The organism is Prosthecobacter sp., assembly GCF_014879935.1.
Lineage (GTDB): Bacteria > Verrucomicrobiota > Verrucomicrobiia > Verrucomicrobiales > Verrucomicrobiaceae > Prosthecobacter.
The window spans coordinates 1-23,350 of the sequence record NZ_JACSRD010000124.1; the positions used below are offsets into that span (position 1 = coordinate 1).

At 62.6% G+C, this 23,350-nt stretch carries 19 protein-coding genes and 1 pseudogene; 11 read left to right on the forward strand and 9 right to left on the reverse strand.

Translation table 11 applies throughout. The features are described from left to right. Positions 1–156: 156 nt before the first annotated feature. Positions 157–1,677, forward strand: a complete 1,521-nt coding sequence (locus IAE77_RS10010) for a hypothetical protein (protein ID WP_294225547.1) — start codon at positions 157–159, stop codon at positions 1,675–1,677. Between the two features lie 375 nt (positions 1,678–2,052). Here the strand turns inward: IAE77_RS10010 and polX are convergent, their stop codons facing one another. Genes polX through IAE77_RS10035 form a run of 5 tightly spaced genes read right to left on the reverse strand, consistent with a single transcriptional unit; the run spans position 2,053 to position 7,335 of the window. Next, the gene (polX, locus tag IAE77_RS10015; protein ID WP_294225550.1) at positions 2,053–3,798 is read right to left on the reverse strand and encodes a DNA polymerase/3'-5' exonuclease PolX; all 1,746 of its coding nucleotides are present in this window, start codon (positions 3,796–3,798) and stop codon (positions 2,053–2,055) included. A gap of 30 nt (positions 3,799–3,828) precedes the next feature. Then, the gene (locus IAE77_RS10020) at positions 3,829–4,608 is read right to left on the reverse strand and encodes a YdcF family protein (RefSeq protein WP_294225553.1); all 780 of its coding nucleotides are present in this window, start codon (positions 4,606–4,608) and stop codon (positions 3,829–3,831) included. Continuing rightward, positions 4,605–5,375 carry an ABC transporter permease subunit gene (locus tag IAE77_RS10025; protein ID WP_294225556.1) on the reverse strand — a complete coding sequence of 257 codons (771 nt, stop codon included), beginning with the start codon at positions 5,373–5,375 and terminating at the stop codon, positions 4,605–4,607. The genes IAE77_RS10020 and IAE77_RS10025 overlap by 4 nt, the downstream gene beginning before the upstream one ends. Beyond that, positions 5,372–6,232, reverse strand: a complete 861-nt coding sequence (locus tag IAE77_RS10030; RefSeq protein ID WP_294225559.1) for an ABC transporter permease — start codon at positions 6,230–6,232, stop codon at positions 5,372–5,374. Before IAE77_RS10030 ends, IAE77_RS10025 begins: the two co-directional genes overlap by 4 nt. After that, positions 6,229–7,335 (reverse strand): ABC transporter ATP-binding protein, encoded by a 1,107-nt coding sequence (locus IAE77_RS10035; protein ID WP_294225563.1) that lies wholly within the window; start codon positions 7,333–7,335, stop codon positions 6,229–6,231. Before IAE77_RS10035 ends, IAE77_RS10030 begins: the two co-directional genes overlap by 4 nt. Before the next feature lie 85 nt (positions 7,336–7,420). On the opposite strand from IAE77_RS10035, the gene IAE77_RS10040 reads away from it, so the two are divergent. Beyond that, positions 7,421–8,629: a protein kinase gene (locus tag IAE77_RS10040; RefSeq protein WP_294225566.1), complete on the forward strand. Its 1,209-nt coding sequence runs from the start codon at positions 7,421–7,423 to the stop codon at positions 8,627–8,629. Between the two features lie 48 nt (positions 8,630–8,677). On the opposite strand, the gene IAE77_RS10045 is transcribed toward IAE77_RS10040, so the two are convergent. Next, complete coding sequence (locus tag IAE77_RS10045) at positions 8,678–9,919, reverse strand: di-heme oxidoredictase family protein (protein WP_294225568.1); 1,242 nt, start codon at positions 9,917–9,919, stop codon at positions 8,678–8,680. A gap of 108 nt (positions 9,920–10,027) precedes the next feature. Here IAE77_RS10045 and IAE77_RS10050 point away from each other — a divergent pair, with 108 nt between their 5' ends. Then, positions 10,028–10,387: a DUF3147 family protein gene (locus IAE77_RS10050; protein WP_294225570.1), complete on the forward strand. Its 360-nt coding sequence runs from the start codon at positions 10,028–10,030 to the stop codon at positions 10,385–10,387. A gap of 26 nt (positions 10,388–10,413) precedes the next feature. Beyond that, complete coding sequence (locus IAE77_RS10055; RefSeq protein WP_294225573.1) at positions 10,414–11,517, forward strand: Gfo/Idh/MocA family oxidoreductase; 1,104 nt, start codon at positions 10,414–10,416, stop codon at positions 11,515–11,517. On the opposite strand, the gene IAE77_RS10060 is transcribed toward IAE77_RS10055, so the two are convergent. After that, positions 11,518–12,363 carry a sugar phosphate isomerase/epimerase family protein gene (locus IAE77_RS10060; RefSeq protein ID WP_294225575.1) on the reverse strand — a complete coding sequence of 282 codons (846 nt, stop codon included), beginning with the start codon at positions 12,361–12,363 and terminating at the stop codon, positions 11,518–11,520. It abuts the gene before it with no gap. Between the two features lie 94 nt (positions 12,364–12,457). Here IAE77_RS10060 and IAE77_RS10065 point away from each other — a divergent pair, with 94 nt between their 5' ends. Beyond that, positions 12,458–13,972 carry an amidase gene (locus IAE77_RS10065; RefSeq protein WP_294225578.1) on the forward strand — a complete coding sequence of 505 codons (1,515 nt, stop codon included), beginning with the start codon at positions 12,458–12,460 and terminating at the stop codon, positions 13,970–13,972. Between the two features lie 762 nt (positions 13,973–14,734). Further along, positions 14,735–14,806 (forward strand): annotated as a pseudogene (locus IAE77_RS30915) (SEC-C metal-binding domain-containing protein); the annotation flags it as partial. 1,321 nt (positions 14,807–16,127) lie between these two features. Here the strand turns inward: IAE77_RS30915 and IAE77_RS10075 are convergent. Further along, positions 16,128–16,889 (reverse strand): AraC family transcriptional regulator, encoded by a 762-nt coding sequence (locus IAE77_RS10075; RefSeq protein WP_294225583.1) that lies wholly within the window; start codon positions 16,887–16,889, stop codon positions 16,128–16,130. A 72-nt stretch (positions 16,890–16,961) separates the two neighbouring features. On the opposite strand from IAE77_RS10075, the gene IAE77_RS10080 reads away from it, so the two are divergent. Both IAE77_RS10080 and IAE77_RS10085 read left to right on the forward strand, forming a co-directional pair. Then, positions 16,962–17,324 carry a hypothetical protein gene (locus IAE77_RS10080; protein WP_294225588.1) on the forward strand — a complete coding sequence of 121 codons (363 nt, stop codon included), beginning with the start codon at positions 16,962–16,964 and terminating at the stop codon, positions 17,322–17,324. A gap of 96 nt (positions 17,325–17,420) precedes the next feature. Then, positions 17,421–20,612 carry a DUF1553 domain-containing protein gene (locus IAE77_RS10085; RefSeq protein ID WP_294225592.1) on the forward strand — a complete coding sequence of 1,064 codons (3,192 nt, stop codon included), beginning with the start codon at positions 17,421–17,423 and terminating at the stop codon, positions 20,610–20,612. 125 nt (positions 20,613–20,737) lie between these two features. Here IAE77_RS10085 and IAE77_RS10090 read toward each other — a convergent pair whose 3' ends face one another. Further along, positions 20,738–20,893 carry a hypothetical protein gene (locus tag IAE77_RS10090; protein WP_294225595.1) on the reverse strand — a complete coding sequence of 52 codons (156 nt, stop codon included), beginning with the start codon at positions 20,891–20,893 and terminating at the stop codon, positions 20,738–20,740. A 182-nt stretch (positions 20,894–21,075) separates the two neighbouring features. Between IAE77_RS10090 and IAE77_RS10095 the strand changes: the two genes are divergently transcribed. The 3 genes from IAE77_RS10095 (at position 21,076) to IAE77_RS10105 (ending at position 23,340) form a co-directional block, all read left to right on the forward strand. Further along, positions 21,076–21,879 (forward strand): DUF4058 family protein, encoded by an 804-nt coding sequence (locus IAE77_RS10095; protein ID WP_294225598.1) that lies wholly within the window; start codon positions 21,076–21,078, stop codon positions 21,877–21,879. Positions 21,880–22,129: 250 nt separating this feature from the next. After that, positions 22,130–22,741, forward strand: coding sequence for a hypothetical protein (locus IAE77_RS10100; protein ID WP_294225601.1), 612 nt, complete (start codon positions 22,130–22,132; stop codon positions 22,739–22,741). A 74-nt stretch (positions 22,742–22,815) separates the two neighbouring features. Then, positions 22,816–23,340 (forward strand): hypothetical protein, encoded by a 525-nt coding sequence (locus IAE77_RS10105; protein WP_294225603.1) that lies wholly within the window; start codon positions 22,816–22,818, stop codon positions 23,338–23,340. Positions 23,341–23,350: the final 10 nt, after the last annotated feature.

Genomic DNA, 23,350 nt, shown 5'->3' on the forward strand with positions numbered 1-23,350 from the left:
TTTTCTGCCCCCATTTTTCTGTCAGCCAGCTTGGGAGTCAGTTACTCCTTGCCCCACACCCCGCCCCCCGGCGTTCGGGTGCTACTGTCTTGAGAGATCCGTAGCATGAGCATGAGGCTGAGGGGCGTTTGATGGAATCCATTCTTCGCGCTCACCATGCCCCGCCCCCTCGTCCTCGCCGCTGTCGCCTTTCTCGTCTCCACCGCCGGAGCCGCGCCGCCGCTGCCGGAGGTGGAGACCATCACGGCACCGGCGGACTGGCGGGAGTGGCCGTTGGACCCTTCCGACCGGCCTGATCGGGCCGATCCGCGCAATCGCATCGACCCGGCGACGGTGCCGGCAAATCCCGCCTTCCCCGGAGCGGAGGGGCATGGCGCACTGGCCACCGGTGGACGCGGCGGACGTGTGATCAAGGTGACCACCCTCGCGGCGAAAGGGCCGGGCAGTCTCGACGAGGCCTTGAATGCGAAAGGGCCGCGCATCGTGGTCTTTGACGTGAGCGGGGTCATTCGTGGGAACTTCGTCATCAACGAGCCGGACCTCACCGTCGCCGGACAGACCGCGCCGGGCGCGGGCATCACGATCGAGGGCACGCTCTACACGCGCTTTGCGAAGACGGCGAACGTCGGCAATGTCATCCTGCGTTTTCTCCGCGTGCGCGTGCCGCCCATCCCGGCGATGAGCAGCGAGACGCTCGACGGCGTGCGCATTCTCGGCGCGAACCGCGCCATCGTGGACCACGTGTCCGCCTCGTGGGCTGCGGATGAAGTCACCGGCAGTCCGGAATCCGTGAACGTCACCTATCAGTGGTGCTCCGTCGAGGAATCCGCCATCCAGGGGCATCGTGAGGGCCTGCACAATTATGGCATGAAGGGCGCGGGCTATCCGTGGGGCTTCATCCATCACAACCTCATGGCGCATCACTCGAACCGCACGCCGAGCGCCACCGCGCACGTGATCAACAACGTGGCCTATGACATCCGTCGCGGTTTTGTCATGGACCAGCCACCACCGCCGCCGGATCTCTTTTATGCGAGCAACCTCATCGGCAACTACTACAAGGCCGGCCCGAGCGAGCCGAACATGATGCCGATCCTGCTGAAAAAGAACACGGCCTACTTCGCCGCCGACAACTTCATCCACGGCGTCGGCATCATCGGTGACCTGTGGCGCGATGCGCACCTTTATCCCGGTCTCAGGCTCAATGTCGGCATCGGCAAGCGCCTCACCCAGCCGCGCCCCTATCCGTACTTCCCCATCACCATTCATTCCTCGCAGCGCGCCTACGAACTCGTGCTCGCCCACGCCGGCTGCCTGCCGCGCGATCGCGTGAGCCGGCGCACCATCGAGGAAGTGAAAACCGGCACCGGCAAGTGGGGCCGCAACGCCCCAGACACGCTGACTGACGAATGGTTCCTCGAAGGCCTCCAGCCCGGCTCCCCGCCCCCCGACGCCGATGCCGACGGCATGCCCGATGCCTGGGAGACCTCCCACAGCCTCAATCCACAAGACGCCACCGATGCGAGCAAGGTCGTCCCTCGCGGCGCCTCCACCAACGACCGCCACGCCGGCTACACTTTCCTCGAATACCACATCAACGACCTCGCCGACCGCCTCGTGTGGAAGGCGATGCAGGACGCAAAGGTGAAGCCCGAGCTGCCAGGTCAGATGCCATGAGGCACGGACGCCCCTGGGAAACGGGGACAGTGGGGGCGCAGTGTGCAAAAATCTGACCGACCCTTCACCTCAATCGTCCCTGCCTCCGAGGCTGCGGAGCCTGAATCGAACCGCGAAAGCCTTTCTCTCGCTCGGGCATGCCTTTTCATTCAATCGGCCTGTTGGCAGGCTGGTACTGGAGCATGGCCAAGCCGGTTTGGCCGTGAGCTGGAGGTTCCCGCGTAGTGACGGTTCCCCGTGGACCCAGGCCGGATCTGCCCACGAGCGTTGCGCGGAGATGACCGCCAGCGACCAGTGAAACGGGGGGGATGAGCCCCCTCTCTTACTACGCCAAACGGCGAAGGACGAAACGCCTCCCTGCCGTCCCGCCGGTAATCACCTCGCGCGTTTGGCGCGGAGAACCTCCCCCACCTCCTCGAGGGGCAGGCAGTTGAGGATGTCTTTGCGGGTGAGCCAGCCTTTGCGGGCGGATTTGATGCCGAAGATGACGTCCTGGAGTCCCCGGGTGCTGTGGGCGTCGGGATTGATGCTGCATTTGACGCCTTTCTCCTTCGCGAGCTTCCACCAGCGCCAGTCCATGTCGAGACGCCAGGCGCTGGCGTTGAGCTCGATGATGGTGCCGGTTTCCGCGGCGGCATCGATCACGGCGGCGACGTTGACCTGGTAGGCGGGACGCTGGAGCAGCAGGCGGCCGGTGAGATGACCGAGCATGGTGACGTGCGGGTTTTCAATGGCGCGGATGATGCGCTTCGTCATCTCGGCCTCGGGCAGATTGAAGACGTTGTGCACGGAGGCGACGACGTAGTCGAGCTGGGCGAGGATTTCGTCGCTGAAGTCGAGGCTGCCGTCTTTGAGGATGTCCACCTCGCTGCCGGTGAAGAGGCGGAAGCCTTCTTCGGCGTATTCCTCGTTCAGCTTTTTAATTTCCTCGATCTGGGCCAGGAGGCGCTTCTCATCGAGGCCGTTGGCCTGGAAGGAGGATTTGCTGTGATCGGCGATGCCGAGGTATTGCAGGCCGAGATCGTGCGCGGCCTCGGCCATCTGGCGCAAGGTGGCGCCGCCGTCGCTGGCAGTGGTGTGGTTGTGGAAGACGCCACGGAGGTTTTCGAGCTGCACGAGGCGTGGCAGCCGGCCGTCTTCCGCAGCGTCGATCTCGCCAGTGTTCTCACGCAGTTCAGGATCGATGAAATCGAGGCCCAAGGCGCGATACAGATCCGCCTCGTCGTGAACCGGCGGGATGACGGGCACGTCCGCATGATCCGGCACGGGTGTGAAGGCATACTCGTTCAGCGACCAGCCACGGGCGAGCGCACGCTGGCGGATGGCAACGTTGTGCTCCTTGCTGCCGGTGAAGTACATGAGCGCGAAGGGGAACTCCTTGCCCGAAACGGCCCGCAAATCGCACTGGATGCCGTGTGTGGCATGGATGCTGGCCTTGGTGGGGCCTTTGGCGATCACATCGACGACGACGGGCAGTTTGACGAAGTCCTCGATGACCTGCGCAGGCTGCTTGGTGGAGACGAGGAAGTCGAGATCGTGCACGGTTTCCTTCCCGCGACGGAAACTGCCGCAAATCTCCGCCTGGGAGACGTCAGGATGGCCGCGCAGGGCCTCCAGGATCTCCTGCACGAGGCCATGGACCTGGTCCTGGCGGAACTCGGAGGCGTGTTCCTCGCGGAAGGCGATGCTGTCGAGGATCTTCTGCACCACCTTGGCGCCGAAGCCGGAGAGTTTCGCCGCCTCGCCGCATTCACAGGCACGTTTGAGGTCAGCGATGGAAGAAACGCCGAGCTCCGCATGCAACGCGGCGATTTTCTTCGGTCCGAGGCCCTGGACATTGAACAGCTCGAAGATCGTGTCGGGAAACTGGGCCTTGAGCTTCTCATAGAACTCCAGGCGGCCAGTGGTGGCCATCTCGTGCAGCTTGTCACGCAGCGCCTCGCCGAGGCCTTTGATGCCGGCGAGCTGATTGTCGGCGGCCAGTTTCATGATGTCGCCGCTGAAGCTTTCGACCAGCTCGGCCCCGGTGCGATAAGCCCGCACCTTGAAGGGGTTTTCTCCCTGCATTTCGAGCAGGATGGCGATGCGTTCAAAGATGGTGGCGGCGTCCTCGCGGGTCATGCGCGCATCATGGCGCGGGAAGGCGGGCGATCAAATCCAGCCGCGCAGCTTGTAGCCCCACCAGCCGATGACCTCGTGCATCCACATCTCAAACAGCAGCAGATGGGTGGCGTTCGGCAGGCTGAACCAGGTGATCTTGCGGCCGCGCATGGGCGCGCTTTCATAATCGCACGGCACGGCGATGACGGGAGCTCCTGCCTTGCTGAAAACCGCGTGCGTGCGGCGCATGTGGGCGGCAGAGGTGACCAGAGCGATGTTCTTCCAGCCATTTTGCTTCGCGAGAGCCGCCACTTTGACGGCCTCGTCGTGCGTGTCGGCACAGCCGCCGAGGCTCTGCACCGGCACGGTGGTCAGCGACCATTGCGTGAACCAATCGCGGACGCTGTCGGCCTCGTAGAGCTCGCGTCCGTCGTCGGTTTTGACACGACCGCCGCCGACGATGATCTGCCTGCCCTTCCCCGTGCGGGCGAGGGTCAGGGCGGTGAAGAGGCGGTCCGATCCGCCGAAGAAATGAATGCCGGCGGGTTCCTTTGACGAAGGTTCCGAGACGCCACCGAGCACCATGATGGCATCGCATTCCGGCAGCGTGGCCAGATCGACCGGCGGCCATTCCTTTTCGAGCGATGCCATGAGGTAATGCGGCACGGGAAGGGCTGCGGTGAGCGTGAGCAGCAGCCAGGCGGAGCCGGTGACCCAGAGCGGACGCCAGCGCCGACGGCGGATGTGCCAGGCGCTTTGGAGCAGCAGCACCAGCCAGATGAACGCGGGCGGCTCAAGGAGATCGACACAGGATTTGAGGAGCGAGATCATGCGCGGCGTTGGAGTCGGAAGCTGAGGGCGGCCAGGAGAAAGGTGCTGGCGATGAGCAGGGTGCTCAGCGCATTGATCACGGGCAGGCTGCGGCTGGTTTTCATCATGCTGGCGACCCGCAGCGGCAGCGTGGTCGTCCCCGGACCCGAAACGAAGAAGGTGATGACATAGTCATCGATGGAGAGCGTGAAGGCGAGCAACCCGCCGGCCAGCACGCCCGGGAGCAGCAGCGGCAGCAGCACCTTGATCACTGCCTGCTTCCGCGTGGCCCCCAGATCGCGGGCGGCATCGATCAAGGTGAAATCGAAGTCCTGCAGGCGGCCGAGCACGACCATGGTCACAAAGCTCAAGCAGAAGGTGACGTGGGCGATCCAGATGGTCAGCAGGCCGGTTTCGATGCCGCTGAGAATGAACAAGGCCAGCAGCGACATGCCCATCAGGATGTCCGGCATCACCAGCGGCAGCGTGATGAGCACGGAATGCACGCTTTGCAGCCAGGAGCGGAAGCGATGCAGCGCATACGCGGCCAGAGTGCCCAGAGCCATCGAGGCGAGCGAGGCGGACAACGCGATCTTCAGCGTGACCCAGACCGATTCCCAGACTTCGTCAGCGGCCCAGAGCTTCTCATACCAGTTCCAGGTGAATCCCTCCCACTCACCGCCGAAACGCGAGGCATTGAACGAATTCGTGACGAGAACGACCAGCGGCGCGAACAGGAAGGCGATCACGACCGCCGTGAGCAGCGCTGGAAACCACGAGCGCCTCATGACGCGGCCTCCTTCCGGCCAAATCGCTGCCACATGGTGACGATGAGCATCGGCACCAGCACGGCGAGCATCAGGGCGGCCGCCAAGGCGCTGGCGTGGGGCAGATTGCGGTCGGAAAAGACGCGCTGCGCGATCTTGCTGCCGAGCATCTCATCCGAAGCACCGCCGATCATCTGCGGGATCACATACTGGCCGAGCGAACTGACGAAAACCATCACCGCCGCTGAAATGAGGCCGCGACGAACGCCCGGGACGAAGACCTTGGAGAAGGAGCGCCATGGACCAGCGCCGAGATCACGCGCCGCATCGAGCAGGCTGAAGTCGAACTTCTCCGCGGCGGCGTAAAGCGGGAGAATCGCAAACGGAAGCTGCGTGTAGATCAGCACCAGCAGCACCGCGCCGAGGTTGTTCAGCAGCATGGCGTCCTCCGAAACGAGATGCAGGGCGATGAGCAGCTTTGTGAGCGGGCCTTCGGGGTGCAGCAGCGATTTCCAGGCGAAGACGCGGATCAAAAAGTTCGAGAGAAACGGAATGACGACGAGCAGCAGCAGAAACTGCCGCATGCGTGTGCCCACGCGTGCGATCTGGAAGGAAACGGGCAGTGCGAGCGCCAGACACACCAGCGTGGTGAGACCGCTGAGCCATGCAGTGCGCCAGACGATCGGCAGGTAGGCCGGATCACGCAGCACCTGGAGCGTTTCGGTGGTCCAGCCGCTGCCGACGCCGCCTTGCAAATCTGGCGGCCGGAAGGCGGTGACGACGATCAAGACGGCCGGAATGACGAAAAACACGCCCAGCCAGGCCAGCGACGGCAATGTGATCAGCCATTGCTTCGAAACGCCGCGTGGGGAGGTCATGCGGCGTCCTCCAGGCGCACGACCCGGGCCTCGTCGGGATGAAAACTCATCCACACATCGGCTCCTCGCGGAGGTTCGATCCCGCCGCCGCTGAAACGGCTGCGCTGGAGCTGGGCGATCACGCGATGTTCGCCGATGCGGACCCGATAGCGCGTGTGGGAGCCGAAGTAGGCGATGTCTTCGACCGTGCCGGGAAAAGCGTTCACGCGCTCGCCGCTGGGCGGCCGGTTCAACGTCAGGCTGATCTTCTCCGGCCGCACCATGAGCTTCAGTGTCTGGTTTGAACCGACGGCGCCATTGCTGAGCACCAGCGGGCTGCCGAGTCCGTCCACCATCACGCGCACATAGCCCTCGTGCTGATGCTCCACGGCGGTGCCGGTGAAGAAGTTCGCATCGCCGATGAAAGTCGCCACGAAGCTGCTGCGCGGCGTTTCATACAAGGCCTCCGGCCCGTCCACCTGCTCCACCTTGCCCGCGTTCATGACGGCGATGCGGTCGCTCAGGCTCATGGCCTCGCCCTGGTCATGCGTGACGTAGATGAAGGTGGTGCCGACTTGCTCATGGAGGGTGTTCAGTTCCATGAGCATGTGCTGGCGCAGCTTCAAATCGAGCGCCGCCAGCGGCTCATCGAGCAGCAGCACCTGGGGCCGGTTCACCAGCGCACGGGCGATGGCGACACGCTGTTTTTGACCGCCGCTGAGCTGCGCGGGGCGCTTTTTCGCATGTTCGGAAAGACGAACGAGCTCCAGCATGCGGTCCACGCCGCCACGGATCTCGTCACGCGGCCGGCCGCTCATGCGCAGACCGAAGGCGATGTTCTCCCACACGCTGAGATGCGGGAAGAGCGCGTAGTTTTGAAACACGGTGTTCACCGGGCGCTGCTCCGGCGGCAGATGGCTGATGTCCTGCCCGGCGACGAGGATGCGGCCGCTGTCAGGCCGCTCAAAGCCGGCGATCATGCGCAGCAGCGTGGTTTTTCCGCAGCCGCTCGGCCCCAGCAGCGAGAAGGCCTCCCCCGGCCCCACCTCCAGGCAGACATCGTCCACGGCACGCAGGGAGCCGAAGGATTTCGAGACATGATCGATGACGAGGAAACCGCCCATGAAGGTTGGAAAGGAACTCTAGTCCGCAAACACGGACCGTGGCAAGAAGCTTGCAGGATTTGGCATCACGGACGAGCTTTTCTGAATGGCATCGAATTTTGAGATCCTGCGCACCCTGGATGAGGACACCTCCAGCACGCTGCATCTCGTCCGCGACAAGAAACGCGGACGGGAGTCGTGCATGCGCCGCTTCAAGGCAACGAAGCCGGAGGACGTGGCCGGGTTGAAGGAGCTCCACATGCAGATCTCGCAGATCGACACGCCGAACCTCCAGCCCCTGGTCGAGTTCGGCACGGACAGGGAAGGCTTCTTTTACATCACCGAAGGTCCGCCACCGGGCGAGTCGCTGAGCGAGGTGCTGGAGCGCGGTCCGCTGACGGAGAAGGAGTTCGAAACGGTGGCCGTGCAGCTCCTCACGGTGCTGGATGTGCTGCATGAGCAGGCCATCGTGCATGGCAGCCTGCGGCCGGACTTTGTGCGGGTCGAAGGCAAGTCCGCAGACACCTGGCGTGTGACGCTGCATGGCTTCGGCCAGGGCTTCTCCGCCCGTGGCGAAAGCAAGGAGGAGCAGATCCGCGCCTACCGTTGCACAGCCCCCGAGCAATGGCAGGACGGCACCACCCGGCGGCGCACGGATGTGTATGCGCTGGGTTGCGTATTGTATGAGGCGCTGGCCGCACGCCCGCCCTTCGATGCCAAGGCGCTGAAGGAACTGCGCCTGAAGCATGTCAGTCATGACCTGGCCCCGCTGCAAAAGCTGGCCTCCCACGTGCCGGCCTGGATGTGCGCCTGGGTCATGCATCTGCTGGCGGCCGATCCGGAGCAGCGCCCGCGCAAGGCCGCCGTGGCCCGCGACTTGTTCCTGCGCCGCGAGGCCCCGCCGCTGCCCGAGCTGCCGCCACGATCGGAGACGCCGGCGCAGATGGCCCCTCTGACGCCGCCGGTCAGCCTGAATCCGCAACCGCCTTCATCCCCCGTGGTCCTGCCGGTGGCGCAGCAAAACATGCGCTACCAGGCCACTTCGAGCACGATCCCCATCGCCGCCGGGCCGCATGTGGCCGCCGCTGCCGCGGCAAAGAAGCGCCCCACCACCGTGGTGCAGCAGCAGCCTGCACGCCGCACCTACACGGCGCCGCGCAAGCCGCCGCAGGGCGGGCAGAAGAATTTGAAGCTCATGATCATCGCGGGCGCCTCCGTGCTGCTGCTGGTGCTGGTCTTCGCGCTGACACGCTGCGGCCAGACACCGCCGCCTCCGGCGGCCAAAGCGCAGCAGAAGAAGCCGGTGAAAAAGTGAAGCAGGCATCGCTGCCTGCCTCACCCATTCCCACACGCGCGACGCTCCTCAGATCGTCGCCAGAAAATCGAGCAGTTGCTGCATCTGCTGCTGGTTCAGCTTCAGGTAGCGCTCCTTCGCGGCCTTCGCCTCGCCATCGTGCGCACGGATCGCCTCGTCCACCGTCTGCGCACGGCCATCATGCAGATACGGGGCGCTGGCTCGCAGGCCCCAGAGAGGAGCGGTCTTCATCTCCCGCACATCCGCCGGTCCCTGGGCGATGCCGTCTCCCAGGGAGCCCATGTCATGCAGCAGCAGGTCGGAGAACAGCCACACCTCCTTGTTCCGCAACGCGGGCGAACGATGCGGCCCCGTGATCATCACCGGCACATGGCAGATCGCGCAGCCGGTGTTTTGAAACACATTGCGTCCTGCCGCCGCGGAAGGTGTCGGCGTCAGCCTCGGCGGCGGTGCCAGCCAGCGCATGTAGGCCTCCACGCGGTCGATGTCCGCCACGCCGTTCGCATCGGGCACGTCCTCGGGATCAGCCACAGTGTCATACTGGCTGAGAAGCTGCGCATCGCCATTGGGAGCGTTTTCCACCGGGAAAAGCCGGTTGGTGATGCCCATCTCATTGAGATAGGCGTCTCCGGCAAAGGACAGCAGCGTGGCCTGCTGAGCCTTCCAGCCAAAACGGCCGATCAGCGTCCTGCCCGTGGCCGCATCCGCCACGCGCGCCACTTTTCCCATCACACCATCGACAGGACGCCGCCGCTCGTTGCGCAGGATCTGCGCATCCGGGATCGCCTCGATCAATCCCAGGCCGAACAACGGCGTGGAGTTGCGCTGCGCCACGACATTGGCCTCCGGCGGCACCACCTCATGCAGCACGGCGTTGATCTCATGATCCTGCTGCAATGAACCGCCGAGTGAGGCGAGCGGATTGAAAACACCGTTCTCGATGCGGCCGAAACGCGTCACATTGATCTCGCTGCCACCACCCGTGACGGGCGCTGAGTGGCAGGTGGCGCAGGATTCGCGGTTGAAGATCGGGCCGAGGCCGGCTTCCTCCGTCTCGCTGTCCTCGAAGTCCTCCTTGCCGTCGAGGAACTCCTCAAGCTCACGCCGGTTCAGTCCGGGCAGCGGATCGCCTAGCTTCGGCCGCATCGCATTGGGCGGATGCTTCATGGGAGGCGGCGCATGCTGGGGACGATGCGCCGGATGCTTGTTCGGAGCCTGCGCCGCCGCCTGCGGCCCGAAGGCCGCTGCGAGCGCAAGTGTGATGACGGGTGCCAGGTGTGTCGCTTTCATATCATGTTGGATCTGGTTTGCGACCACGCCCGTGCGCATGATCGGATTACGCCGGGAAAGGCTTTCCGCCGCGATTCGTTACCCAGTTTCTGCAATCCTCCGCCACTCATGACCTTCAAAATCATCATCAAATACCTTCTCAGCGCCGGCATCATCACGCTGGTGAGCGAAACCGTGAAGCGCAGCGACAAGGCGGGCGCGCTGCTGGCCGCGCTGCCGTTTGTCAGCATCATCACGCTGTTCTGGGTGCACTTTGAGAGCGCTCCGGACGTGCGGGCGCAGAAGACCGCCGACCACATGTGGTACATCTTCTGGTATGTGCTGCCCACGCTGCCGATGTTCCTGCTCTTCCCCGCCTTCCAGCGCTGGTGGGGCTTCTACGGCGCCCTCGGCGCCAGCGCCGTGCTCACGATCGGCCTCTTCGCCATGCTGAGGGCGGTGAGCGCCCGCTTTGGGTTGATGCTGTGAACGAACCGCTCTATCCACAAGCCACCATGACCACCACTCACTGCCGCTGGGGCATCCTCGGCGCCGCCTTCATCGCACGCAAAAACTGGCAGGCCATCCGCGACGCTGGAAACGCCACGCTCGTCGCCGTCGCCAGCCGTGATCTCGCCCGTGCGCACAGCTTCATCGCCGAATGCCAGGCCAGCGCACCGCATGCGACCGTGCCCGAAGCGATGGACAACTACGATGCCCTGCTCGCCCGCACGGACATCGACGCCGTTTACATCCCGCTGCCGACCGGACTGCGCAAAGAGTGGGTCATCCGTGCCGCAGAAGCTGGAAAGCATGTCCTGGTCGAAAAACCCGTCGGGGTGAACGCCGAGGACGTGTCGGAGATCATCGCCGCCTGTGAGAAACATCGCGTGCAGTTCATGGACGGCGTCATGTTCATGCACGGCAGCCGGTTGAAACGCCTGCGTGAGGTGGTGGACCGCGATGTGGGCAAAATCCGCCACATTGCGACGCAGTTCAGCTTTCTGAGCGATGAAGAATTCCAGCGCACCAACATCCGCGCGCATGGCACGCTCGAACCGCTCGGCTGCCTCGGCGATCTCGGCTGGTATTGCCTGCGCTTCACGCTTTGGGCCATGAACTACGCCGTTCCCGCTCAAGTCACGGGCCGCATCCTCGCCGAAACCCGGCAGACAGCCGATTCGCCGCCCGTTCCGCTCGAATTCACCGGCACGCTCACGTATGCCGATGGAGCCAGCGCCTCATTCTACTGCTCCTTCACCACCACAAACGCCCAGTGGGCTGTGGTCAGCGGTTCCAAGGGCCTGCTTCAGCTTTCCGACTTCGTCCTGCCCTTCTCCGGCCCTCAAACGCGCTTCAGCCTCACGCGCCCGAATTTCGTCGTCGATGGCTGCCGGGCGGACATGCATGAAGGCTGTGCGGTCGAAACGCTCGACGAACCCAGCAACAACGCCCCTGGCTCGCAGGAGTGCGGTCTCTTCCGCACCTTCTCAGAACTCGTGCTCTCCGGCAAAATCGACCCCCATTGGCCGCGGATCAGCCTGCTGACGCAACGCGTGCTGGACGCCTGCCTGCAATCCGCAAATCAGGGCTCGAAAGTCATCGACCTGGGGGCCTGATCAAAGATCCAGCACCTTGTCCATGCGCTTCGCGACATCGGCCAGGTAGTCCCAGTCCCCCGCCTTCACCTCTGCGGCAGCCCAGCCGGAGAAATTGATCTTCGCGAGTTCCGCACGCACGCCGGGCCAGTTGATGCTGCCTTCGCCGAGCGGCTTGTCGAAGCCCTTGCGCATGCCTTCCTGCATCGCCTTGTCGAGGTCGTACTCCTTCACTTCCAGCTTCATGCTGCGTTTGCCCAGGATCTCCACCCAGTGCTCCGCCACACCCCAGCGCATCTGGTTGCCGATGTCGAGATGCACGCCCACCCACGGGCTGCCCACCTCGTCAATGAACCGTGCCATGTCATAGGCGCTGATGAGAAAGGTGTTCCAGACGTTCTCGATCAGCATCTTGATCTGCTGCTTCTCCGCATGCGCCGCCGCCGCTTTCATGCGTGCGACGGATTCACTCCAGGTCTTTTGCAGCGACTGCTCCTGCGGATAGGCCAGCACCACGAGCATGGAGTCACCACCGAGCTTCTTCGTGAGGTCCACACCTGTTTCGAGCCCTTCCGCACGCCCGCCCACGGTGCCGTCGATGATCAAGCCGCTCTCCTTGCTCGCCGCGATCCATTCGTCCGCGTTTTTGTCGCTCACCTGGCCGATCAGGCTCGGTTCGATGCCGTCAAAGCCGCAGGCCCGCAGTTTCTTGAAGGCCTCGACCAGCGTCATGTCCTTCGCCGCCTTCTGTGCCATGCCCCACTTGAGTGATTTGCGAATTTTGCCCGTGAACTGGCCAGCGCGGGCTTGCGCAGCAGGAATGGCGGCCAGAGCGGCGGCGGAACGAAGAAAAGAGCGTCGGTTCATGAAGGGCAGCTTGGCAAAGACCACACAGCAGTGTCGAGCTTAAACGCGATTCGCTGCCAACCTTGAACACACCTCCCCTGTGCGGCATGTTTTCATGATGAACCGCCGCCGCCTCCTGCAATCCGCCGCCGTCGCCCTCTGTCCAGCGGCCTGCCATGAGAAAACCGCCACGCCACCGGCCGCAGCCACGCCTCCGCCACCCGCCGATCCCGCAGCCTTTGCGTCTCTGACCGAACTCACCGCCCGGATGCAGTCCGGCAAGGCCACGCCAACGACGATTCTTCAGCATTACCTGGATCGCATTCAGCGGATCGACCGCACCGGACCGAAGGTGAACGCGATCCTCGAACTGAATCCCGACGCCAAGACAATCGCCACCGCTGCCAAATCCGGCCTGCTGCAAGGGCTGCCCGTTTTGATCAAGGACAACATCGAAACTGCCGACGCGATGCAGACCACGGCCGGTTCGCTCGCCCTGCGTGACCACAAGCCAAAACAGGATGCGGCTCTGGTGACGCGGCTGCGTGAGGCAGGCGCGGTCATCCTTGGCAAAACGAACCTCAGCGAGTGGGCGAACATCCGCTCTCCCCGCTCCACCAGCGGCTGGAGCGCCCGTGGCGGCCTCACACGCAATCCGCACAAGCTCACGCACACCGCCAGCGGCTCCAGTTCCGGATCGGCCGCCGCCGTCGCGGCCGGACTGGCCCCGGCCGCGATCGGCACGGAGACAAACGGCTCCATCATCAGTCCCGCCAGCGCCTGTGGCATCGTCGGCTTCAAACCAACCGTCGGACGCATCAGCGGGGCTGGAATCATCCCGATCACGCACCATCAGGACACCGCCGGGCCGATGACGCTGACTGTTCGCGATGCCGCCTTGCTCATGCAGGTGCTCTCCGGGGATTTCAAAGGCGATCTGCCTGCCGATGCGCTGAAAGGCGCCCGACTCGGCATCCTCCGTGGCCAAAGCGGCAGGCATCCACAAGTCCTCGGCCTTTTTGAGGCCATGCTGCAAAAGCTCCGCGATGCCGGAGCCGTCATCATCGACTCCGTGGCCCTCCCGAACGCACGACAGATCGGCGGTCTGGCCTGGAAGTCGCTGCTGGTCGAATTGCGGACCGATTTGAACGCCTACCTCGAACAACGCGGCGGCGACGTGCGCTCGCTCTCCGACCTGATCAACTTCAATCAAAAGCATCGCGACACCGAGATGCCGCATTTCGGCCAGGAAACCTTCGAGCAGGCCGAGGCTCTCGGCGCACCGGAGGTCATCGCCGCCGCTCAGGAGGTGCGCAAAGAGGCCACACGGCTGGCCGGGCCGGAGGGCATCGACGCCGCTTTAAAGGAGCACAAGCTCGACGCCCTCATCTGCCCCACCAACGATCCCGCCGGGGTGATCGACCTCGCCAAGGGCGATGTGGATGTGCGCGTCCTCACCACGCCCGCCGCAGTGGCCGGTTATCCGCACCTCACCGTGCCCATGGGCTTCGTGGACGGCCTGCCCGTCGGTTTCTCCTTCATCGGAACCGCCCGTGACGACGAACGCATCCTCGCGCTCGGTCACGCCTTCGAGCAGATCACGCGCGCCCGGATTTCACCGGCGCTTTGATCGATTCGACATTGCAGAAGCATTCATGTTTTTGGCATATTGCGTGTGTCAAAGGAGAAGGTTTGATAAAAGCATTTCAATCCAGTCATGAATGACGATCTGCGAACGCTCATTGATACCTCCCGGTGGTGCCAGGCATCGGTAAACGCGTTCAAACCCCTTCTACCGCCGGACGACGGGGAACTCGATGCCTTGGTGGAGGAAATCGTGGCAGATGGAGACGGGATGGGCTTTCACTTTGTCGTCATCGCAGCCATCTCCGCCGGCCGGGTGGTGCAGGCGCGTCATCTGGAGAAGGGGGCGGTCTTTTTCTCTCATGACTGCTTTTTGGGCAACTGCGCCTGGCATATGCAGGGGGAGGTGGCAGCGCATCTCGTGCGTGCTTCTGGCAGCACCTCCATGATGCACCAACACCGGGCGATGGCGCTCATGATCGCCGCCGCCTGGAGCCGGGAAATGAAACCAGAGTCTCCCCTGCCGGAGGATCTGGTGCCGCAGGCCCGATTGCTGGCGCGCACGAAGAACCTGACGTCCGATCAGTGGTCCTACATTCTCGCCATGACGGCGGTGATCGCGGATGGGCATCTCACCGACCTCGTGGTCAGCCAGTGCGGCATCAAGACTTCACGCGACGAAGTCCTCCTGCGCGGGCTGAAGCTGGCGGAGACCCTTCTGGCCATGTATCGAAAGCCGCCGTCTGAGCATGTGCCGGAGGAGCCGCCACGACACATCTCATCGGGCGGCCCCACCCGCCGGGCGGTGGCCCGCGTTGGCCGGAATGACCCCTGCCCGTGCGGCAGCGGAAAGAAGTACAAAAAGTGCTGTCACGACAAAGACCAGGAGCGGCTGCATTTTTCCACCTCCGTGGCCGGAAAGACGCACGCGGAGCTGCGCCATGAAATGGAGGCGCATGTGACCCTGGAGCGGTTGGAAAAAATGCGCCCCTACGAGCTGGCGCACATGGATCCGTGCAAGCTGCCACGAAAGCTGCTGCCCCCCTTTTTGCTGCTGCTGGGCGCGGTCTATGAGTTTGAAGCGCTCGCCTCGGCCTTTGAGCGTGTGGAACTGGGGAATGACCTGGAAAAATCATGGGACGCAGGCACCCTCTATGCCGGGATGAAGGGCCGCGCGGACATCGTGCGCCGTCTTGTGCGGGCCCGTTACCGCGAAGACGAACCACCACCAGCACCAGAGGAGCTGTCGATGCGTGTGCGACTCGCGCTGGCCCAGGATGACCCGGCGGAATTTCTGCGCACATTGGAGGCCGTGGCAAAGGAGGCGGCAACCTCGACTGACCACACGCTGCTGATGGACACGGGCTATGCAGCCCTTTTCTCGCCCTACAAAGCGCTGGGCATCCTCATCGCTCGCGGACTGCTGCCGCTGGTGCGCAAACGGGACACAGTGGCCCTCTTTGATGAGATCCTGCGCGCGCGAGACCTGCTGAACATCAGCGCCGACGACCCCTACGGCGACATCATCGAAAAACGCTTCACTGAGGAGGTGGTGGACACCGGAAAAGACGCCGAGGAACTGCGCAAAGCGCGGACTTTGCTCGAAAGCAAAGCACGCGAGGTGCGGGAACTCAAAGAGGCCCGCGAGGTGGCGATGCGGCGGCTGCGATTGATGGAGAAGAACCACCTGCGCGAAGAGAAATCCGAGCAAGCTCGTCAACAAGCACCTCAGGAGAGCGAGGAACTACGAAACCTGCGTCAGAAAGTTCAGGCGATGAAGTCCGACCTGCACGCCCGCAACAACGAGCGTGCCGAACTGCGTCGCAAACTCGGCGAGACCTATTCGGAACTCCATGCTCTGCGCGGGCAGGCCGCGCCATCTCCTGCTGCTTTGGACACAGAGGACGCGCTGCTCGGGGAGGAAGTTTCACACACCCAGCCGCTGCGTTTGCTGGAGTTCCCGAAGAAGTTTCATGACACGCTCTCCAGCCTTCCACGGCAGGTCGCACGCGGTGCGCTGGAACTGCTGGGCCGCCTTGCTGGCGGAGAGCCTGCCGCCTTCTCCGGCGTGGTCCGTCTCAAAGCTTTGCCAGATACCCTGCGGGCACGCATCGGCATTGATCACCGCCTGCTTTTCCGCCTGCTGCCGGACTGCGTTCAGGTCGTCGATCTCATCAACCGGCGTGATTTGGAGAAGCGCATCAAGTCCCTCGGCGGGTGATTTTCGGCATCCGGCTCTGCCTTCTGTAGGCGGCGGGCGTCATTCCCATGATGCGGCGGAAGCACCGCGTGAAATGCGCGTGGTCGAAAAAGCCCAGCTCCACCGCCAGCGCCGCCACCGTGTCCTCGGTTTCCGCCAGACGACGGCATGCGGCCTCGACACGCACGCGCAGCAGGTATTGCCGCGCGGAGGTGCCAAAGACACGACGAAAACTGCGGTCGAACTGGCTTTGCGACAGGCCGCACTCGCGCGCCATCGCGGCGCTCGTCAGCGACGCCTCCGGCCGCTGATGCATCTGCTCGATCACCCGCGCGAATCGTGCCTCGCCGCTGCTCCGGCTGCGCACCCGCTCCAGCGGACGGCTGAAACCGGCCACGCCGATGATCTCGCCCGCCGCGTTGCGCAGCGGCAGTTTGCTCGTCATCACCAGACGCGGTGACCCCTCGGCCTCCGGGGCGCTTTCGACGCAGTTCACCGCCGGTCTGCCACTGCGCATGACCGCCTCGTCGGCCTTCTGATATTCGCTGGCACGCCGGCGCGGAAAGAAATCGTGGTCTGTCTTGCCGATCGCATCCTTTTCACGCTTCACACCGCAGTATTCGCAGCCGCGATGATTCAGGGCCATGAACCTGCCCTGCCGGTCCTTGATGAAGAAGGACATGTCCGGAAGCAGATCAAACAGCCGCACCAGCTCGGAGCCGCGCAACTGACGTAGAAAGGCCTGGGGTGAAATCGCCGCCATGAGGGGCCGAATTTACACAAGGAAGGCACCCGCATGCAAGACAGCATGAGCCACGCAGGCGTATCCTCAGGCATGCAAACCTTCGTCCCTTCCCTCATCCAACGGCGTGCCAGCCTCCGGCGAATCGCCGGCAGCCTGCAGCGCGGTCACACCCGCGATCTGCACCGGCTGGACGCCCTGCTCGGCGATCCGGAGCTGGTTGCCTCGATGGATGATGTCGAATTGAAGGCCCTGTTCCTCGTCGTGAAGCATCATCGCCCGGAACTGGCGCTCATGCTGCTCACTCATGTGCGGACGGTGGAAGAGCGACGCAGCCTGGGCAGTTGCCTGGCCGCCATCTGGAGCCGGATCGATATCAATGCGGCCTGGCGGGCCATTTCTGCCAGCAGCCTGCCCAAAGCCGAGCGCCTCGCCCTCCACAGCGCGATGGTTTGATGACAACATCCGCACCAACGAGCGCCAATTCGGTCGCAACATTCTCTGTCCAAAGCCCGTAGGCACAAACATACCGGCCCCCGGCACTTTCATACCATGAGCCAGAATCCGCTTCTCTCTCTCACCGCCGTCCTGCTCGGCCTCTCCACGGCTGCTCAGGCCGCCAGCGGCATTGAGTTCAACCGCGACATCCGCCCCATCCTCGCAGATGCCTGCTTTCACTGTCATGGACCGGACCCGGGAACGCGCAAGGCGGGTCTGCGGCTCGACACGGAAGCCGGATTCTTCACCGCGAAGAAGGGAGAGCAGCCGACGATCATCAAAGGCAAGCCAGATGCGAGTTCGCTCTTCCAACGGCTCATCACCAAGGATGAAGACGATGTGATGCCGCCGCCGGATTCTCACAAGGAGATCAAACCGGCGCAGGTTGCTCTCATTAAACAATGGATCGAGCAGGGCGCTCCCTGGCAGCCGCATTGGAGCCTCATCCCGCCGCAGAAGCCGGCCGTGCCCGCCGTGAAGGACGAATCGTGGGTGAAAACGCCCATCGACCGCTTCGTGCTGGCCTCGCTGGACAAAGCGGGCCTCAAACCGGCTCCCGAGGCCGATGCGCACACGCTGGTGCGGCGTATTGCTTTGGATCTCACGGGGCTGCCGCCTTCTTCGGAATTGCTGGCGCGGTATTGTCCGACGAGTCAGACCAGTCCGACTCGTCTGACGGATGCGCAGATTTCGCAGCTCATCGACGAGCTCATGAAATCCCCCGCGTATGGCGAGCACCGTGCGCGTTACTGGCTCGATGCGGCGCGTTATGGAGACACGCATGGCCTGCACTTCGACAACTACCGTGAGATGTGGCCTTACCGCGATTGGGTGGTGAAGGCCTTCAATCGCAATCAGCCCTTCGATCAATTCACCGTCGAGCAGATCGCGGGTGATTTGCTGCCGAATCACACCGACGACCAGCTCGTCGCGACCGGTTTCCAGCGTTGCAACATCACCACGAATGAAGGCGGCACGATCGACGAGGAAAACCTCGCGAACTACGCGGTGGATCGCGTGCAGACGATGGGCTGGGTCTATTTTGGCCTCACCACGAACTGCGGCCAGTGCCACGATCATAAGTTCGATCCCTTCACGCAGCGCGACTTCTATTCGATGGCCGCGTTCTTCCGCAACACGACGCAGCAGGCCAAGGACGGCAACATCAAGGACGGTCGCGGACCCGTGCTCGTGATCCCGAGCGAGCAGGACAAGCCGCGCTGGGAAAAATTGCCCGCCGAGATCGCCGAGGCCACGAAACAGCGCGACGAGCGCAAAAAGGCCGCGGGCAAAGATTTCAATGCCTGGCTCGCTTCCGCGAAACCGGAGCATCTCGACCAGGATGTGCCCACGAAGGGCCTGCAAGTGCATTTGCCGCTCAATGAGGGCGTCGGCAACGATGTCGCGAATGTGTGCGGCACTCCGGCGAAGGCCAAAGCGCTCGGCCAGATCTCGTGGACGCCCGGTGGCAAGCTCGGCCCCGCGCCGGTGATCAAGCCAGGCAGCACGTTTGAAGTGAGCGACGCGGGTGATTTCGAGTTGAATCAGAAGTTCAGCTACGGCGCTTGGATCAAAGCCGGCCGCAACGGCGTCTTCGGTGCCATCATGGCCCGCATGGACGAAAAGAACGCGTATCGCGGCTGGGACCTGTGGCAGAATGATCGCGGCATCTCCGTCCACATCATCGACAAATGGGAAGGCAACGCCATCAAGGTCAGCACGCGTGATGCGGTGCTGAAACCGGGCGAGTGGCAGCATGTGTTCGTCACTTACAATGGCAGCGGCAAGGCGGCGGGCGTGCAGATTTACATCAATGGCGTGCCGCAGAAGCGCCTCGTCACGAATACGAACACCATCAAGCCGAAGGCCAGCATCCGCACCACCGTGCCGCTGAAAATCGGCCAGCGCAGTGATGGCCAGCACTTCACCGATGGCAGCGTGCAGGATGCGCGGGTGTATGATCGAATGCTGAGCGAGGCGGAGATCAAGACGCTCGCCGATGTCGGCCCGCTGCGTGCCGTGCTCGCCGCTGCGACGGACAAACGCACGCCGCAGCAGCGCAACGCGCTCTTTGCCCACTACCTCGCCACGCGTGATGCCGAGTGGATGAAGCACGAGGGCACCGCAAAGCAGCTCGAAGCCGAAAAAGAAGCCATCAAGGCCCGCAGCCCCATCACGCACGTGCAGCAGGAAGTCATGAACGTGATGCCGATGGCGAACATCCTTGCCCGCGGTGCCTACGACAAGCCCGGCGAACGCGTCGAGGCCGCGGTGCCCGCCGCTTTGGGCAAGCTGCCCGCCAATGCGCCGAAGAACCGCCTCGGCCTCGCGCAGTGGGTCGTGAGCCAGGACAATCCGCTGACCGCACGCGTCACCGTGAACCGTTTCTGGCAGGAAGTCTTCGGCCAGGGCATCGTGAAGACGCCGGAGGACTTTGGCATCATGGGCGCGGCTCCGAGCCATCCCGAGTTGCTCGAATGGCTCGCCGTCGAGTTCCGCGATGGCGGCTGGGACGTGAAGAAGCTCTTCAAGCTCATGCTCACCAGCGCCACCTACCGTCAGATGGCCGCCACCACGCCGGAGAAGCTCGACAAGGACCGCGACAACACGCTCCTCAGCCGCGGCCCGCGCTTCCGCATGGATGCCGAGATGCTGCGCGACTACGCGCTCGCCGCCAGCGGACTGCTTTCCGCGAAAATGGGCGGCCCCAGCGTGCGTCCGTATCAACCCGAAGGCATCTGGGACGTCGTCGGCCTGCCCGGCGGCGACACCCGCAACTACGTGCAGGACAAAGGCGAAAATCTCTACCGCCGCACCTTTTACACCTTCTGGAAGCGCATGGCCCCGCCGCCAAACATGGAAGTCTTCAACGCCCCCAGCCGCGAAGTCTGCACCGTCCGCCGCGAGCGCACCAACACGCCACTCCAAGCCCTCGTCACGATGAACGACCCCCAATTCGTCGAAGCCGCCCGCAAACTCGCCGAACAAGCCCTCATCACGAAAGCGCCGCTCGAATTCATCGCCGAACGCATCCTCTGCCGCCCGCTCACCGCCAAAGAAAAGCCGCTCGTCGATGCAAGCCTCGCCGATCTGCGCAAGCACTACACGGCCAACGCCGCCGATGCCGAAGCGCTCCTCAAGGTCGGCGAATCACCGGTGGATGCGAAGCTCGCGAAGCCCGAGCTCGCCGCGTGGACCATGCTCACGAACCAGCTCTTTAATTTGGACGAAGTCTTGAACAAGTGACGTTTTACATGCCGAAAAGACACTCCAGACCTGAGAAAGACTTCACTATTACCTCCCTTGCTTGGGAGAGTGACATTGAAGATCAGCATCACCGAGCAGGCTTCCCGCCAGTTCCAAAGTCTGTCTTAAAGCGTCGATTCTGGCAGTTTATCGACTTTCTTCAAAGCCACGGAATGACGACACGCCCAATAGCTAAGAGCATCGAAGAACTTTCCAACGATGCGCAAATGCGGAACAGCGATCTGAATGACGATGGCTTCTACTTCGTTCAGCGATTTCATGGCCGTTGGCTCAACCGAACGCACAAGGATCTGGGCCCTGAGAAGGAAGAAGCATTTCTATCAAAGTGGTGGGCGCAATTCCACGATGGACCACATGCTGTTTAGCTGCCTTATCTCGAATCCCTCAAACGTTACCCCCTTCGATTCTCAAAACCTTAAGTCTGTAACCTGAAACCTCTTCCTTGCCCGCCAACGCCACATATCCCTTTCCGGGACTGAATACCTACTTCGAGAAGGAGTGGTTTCAGGTGCATCCTGCCATGATTGTCCATGCGTTGGTGCAGATTCAGCGGCAACTGCCCGCCGATCTGCGTGCCGTGATTGAGCAAGGCATGACGATCTCAGCGCTTCCGCCCGTCGATCATCAAAGCATGAAACCCGATGTCTCGGTGTGGCGAATGCGGGAGGACACGTTGCTGGCGGCCGCCCCGCCGAATTTCGTGCCACCACTAACCCGAACCATCACCTCTCCCAAACCGAGGCATCTCGCCATTCGTCAGAGTAGTGGCGAACTGGTCACCGCCATCGAACTCCTGAGTCCCAGCAACAAGCACTCTGGCGGGGCGGTCAGTTATGTTCAGAAACGGATGAGCATCATGGCTCTGGGAGTGAATCTCGTAGAGATCGATCTCGTCAGGAAGTGGGGGCTGGCCCTTCTCCAATTTGAAGGCGAGGAGATGACCGAATCCCTGCGCCAGCCTGATGGCAGGCTGCCTGCGCACTCCGTGAATGTCTTTCGCGCCGAGAACCCTCAGGAGCGGGAAATCTATCCGATCAGCTATCAGCAGCCACTTCCCGCGTGCCGCGTGCCTCTGCGACCCGATGACTCGGATGTCTGGCTTGATCTGCAAAAAGCCGCCGAGCAGTGCCACGAAGAATGTGCCTTCGAAAAGGCAACAAACTATACCCGCGATCCCGAGCCACCGCTCTCCCCCGAGGACGCTGCGTGGCTCGACGGGCATCTCAAGTCCCTCAAACTTCGCTGAAGAGACCATGAATCCCCTCACTGCCAATTCACCCACTGACTGCCCCGGTGCTTCAAACACCGCGACAGCGTCGTGGAGTGCGGTGGCAGAGATGCGAGGGCGAAGCCTCGCATCGGCGACACCGCTTTCGAACGTCCATCGGCTCCCGCAAACTCTTCTCGCCCTCGCAAAGCGGTGTCGCGCTTCGCTTCCCACCGCACTCCACGACGCTGTCGCGCTTCATCGCCCCAATTGGCTGCTCTTCGCGATCTTGGCTTCGATGACCTGCCTGAGCAGTTGCGACAAAAAAGCAGAGGAAGCGCCCAAAGCATCAAAGCCCGCCGCAGAAACCTCTCAGGTGTCTTGGCGCGACTGGATTGCCAAAAGCACCGATCCGACTTGGTGGAAGGAGCATTGGTCCCAAGCATCTGAAGCTGCCAAAGCCGCGAAACGGTCGCTGGATGCCCTGAAGGCTGAGGAACTCAAAAAACAGGCTTCTGACCTTCTCAAAGCCATCGAAGACATGAAACTGACCGAGGTCGAAAGCCTCGGAGCTGAACTGAGCAAGCATCTGACCATCGAAAAACTCGGGGACGGCCTGAACTTCATCATTCTTCAACGCCAACAAGGCGGCGAAGCAGCAGCCAAGGCGATTGAAGCTTACGCCGCTCGCACCGATTTGAATGACCACGAACGAGCCGCCGCTCAAAACCTCAAGAAGGGCCTGGAAACGCTGCAACGTGATGACGTGCGCGGCGGCATTGTTTGGGCCGTGCTCTTTGCTTGCGAATGCAAGTTTGGCTCCCACGAAGGAGCCCTGATCGGCGGATTGATTGCTTCCATTCTTTTTCCCGACTTCAAAGCCCCAGCCAGCAATCCCTGAAAAGCCATCGCCATCTGCCGCACGACCATTCGTCACAGACACATGACTCCACGCTTATAAGCAGTAACCAAGAAATGTACATCCAGCTTCCCATCTCGAACGTTCAACCTGCCAAAGAGGGCTCATCCATTTGGAAATGGATCGTGCGCGGCCTGCTGGCTAGTGTTGCGCTCGTGATTTTGGTTGTCGTAGCGGGGCTGCTTTACTTCCGGAGTCAGGCGCTCGTTGAATCTGTCTATCCGGATGTCACCTTGGAACAAATCGCCGAAGTGGAGAGGCTCACAGGCATCACGTTCCCGAAAGGATCTGTATGGCTTGGATACGAGTATGATCATTGGACCTGCATTGATCCGTCCATGATCGCCAAAGTCCAAATTCCTTCGCACCTACTCAACGAGTTCAGAGCGAACAAACTGCTCTTTACCCCGGCAGAGCGAGTCAACGTTACCGACTACAAGAACTACCCTTCATGGTGGAAGCCTAACCAAGTCAGCAAGACAGCCGACGGTGAATACTACAAGGACGAAGCTTTTGTGCGATGGACACTGGGGACCGCAAATGATGACAACCTCTTCTACATCCACTGGTCTGTTCTTTGACCACTCAACC

Bases quoted from the DNA above. Each gene is read 5' to 3' on its own strand.
- IAE77_RS10010 (WP_294225547.1), top strand. From the start codon at position 157: ATGCCCCGCCCCCTCGTCCTCGCCGCTGTCGCCTTTCTCGTCTCCACC.
- polX (WP_294225550.1), bottom strand. From the start codon at position 3,798: ATGACCCGCGAGGACGCCGCCACCATCTTTGAACGCATCGCCATCCTG.
- IAE77_RS10020 (WP_294225553.1), bottom strand. From the start codon at position 4,608: ATGATCTCGCTCCTCAAATCCTGTGTCGATCTCCTTGAGCCGCCCGCG.
- IAE77_RS10025 (WP_294225556.1), bottom strand. From the start codon at position 5,375: ATGAGGCGCTCGTGGTTTCCAGCGCTGCTCACGGCGGTCGTGATCGCC.
- IAE77_RS10030 (WP_294225559.1), bottom strand. From the start codon at position 6,232: ATGACCTCCCCACGCGGCGTTTCGAAGCAATGGCTGATCACATTGCCG.
- IAE77_RS10035 (WP_294225563.1), bottom strand. From the start codon at position 7,335: ATGGGCGGTTTCCTCGTCATCGATCATGTCTCGAAATCCTTCGGCTCC.
- IAE77_RS10040 (WP_294225566.1), top strand. From the start codon at position 7,421: ATGGCATCGAATTTTGAGATCCTGCGCACCCTGGATGAGGACACCTCC.
- IAE77_RS10045 (WP_294225568.1), bottom strand. From the start codon at position 9,919: ATGAAAGCGACACACCTGGCACCCGTCATCACACTTGCGCTCGCAGCG.
- IAE77_RS10050 (WP_294225570.1), top strand. From the start codon at position 10,028: ATGACCTTCAAAATCATCATCAAATACCTTCTCAGCGCCGGCATCATC.
- IAE77_RS10055 (WP_294225573.1), top strand. From the start codon at position 10,414: ATGACCACCACTCACTGCCGCTGGGGCATCCTCGGCGCCGCCTTCATC.
- IAE77_RS10060 (WP_294225575.1), bottom strand. From the start codon at position 12,363: ATGAACCGACGCTCTTTTCTTCGTTCCGCCGCCGCTCTGGCCGCCATT.
- IAE77_RS10065 (WP_294225578.1), top strand. From the start codon at position 12,458: ATGATGAACCGCCGCCGCCTCCTGCAATCCGCCGCCGTCGCCCTCTGT.
- IAE77_RS10075 (WP_294225583.1), bottom strand. From the start codon at position 16,889: ATGGCGGCGATTTCACCCCAGGCCTTTCTACGTCAGTTGCGCGGCTCC.
- IAE77_RS10080 (WP_294225588.1), top strand. From the start codon at position 16,962: ATGCAAACCTTCGTCCCTTCCCTCATCCAACGGCGTGCCAGCCTCCGG.
- IAE77_RS10085 (WP_294225592.1), top strand. From the start codon at position 17,421: ATGAGCCAGAATCCGCTTCTCTCTCTCACCGCCGTCCTGCTCGGCCTC.
- IAE77_RS10090 (WP_294225595.1), bottom strand. From the start codon at position 20,893: ATGAAATCGCTGAACGAAGTAGAAGCCATCGTCATTCAGATCGCTGTT.
- IAE77_RS10105 (WP_294225603.1), top strand. From the start codon at position 22,816: ATGTACATCCAGCTTCCCATCTCGAACGTTCAACCTGCCAAAGAGGGC.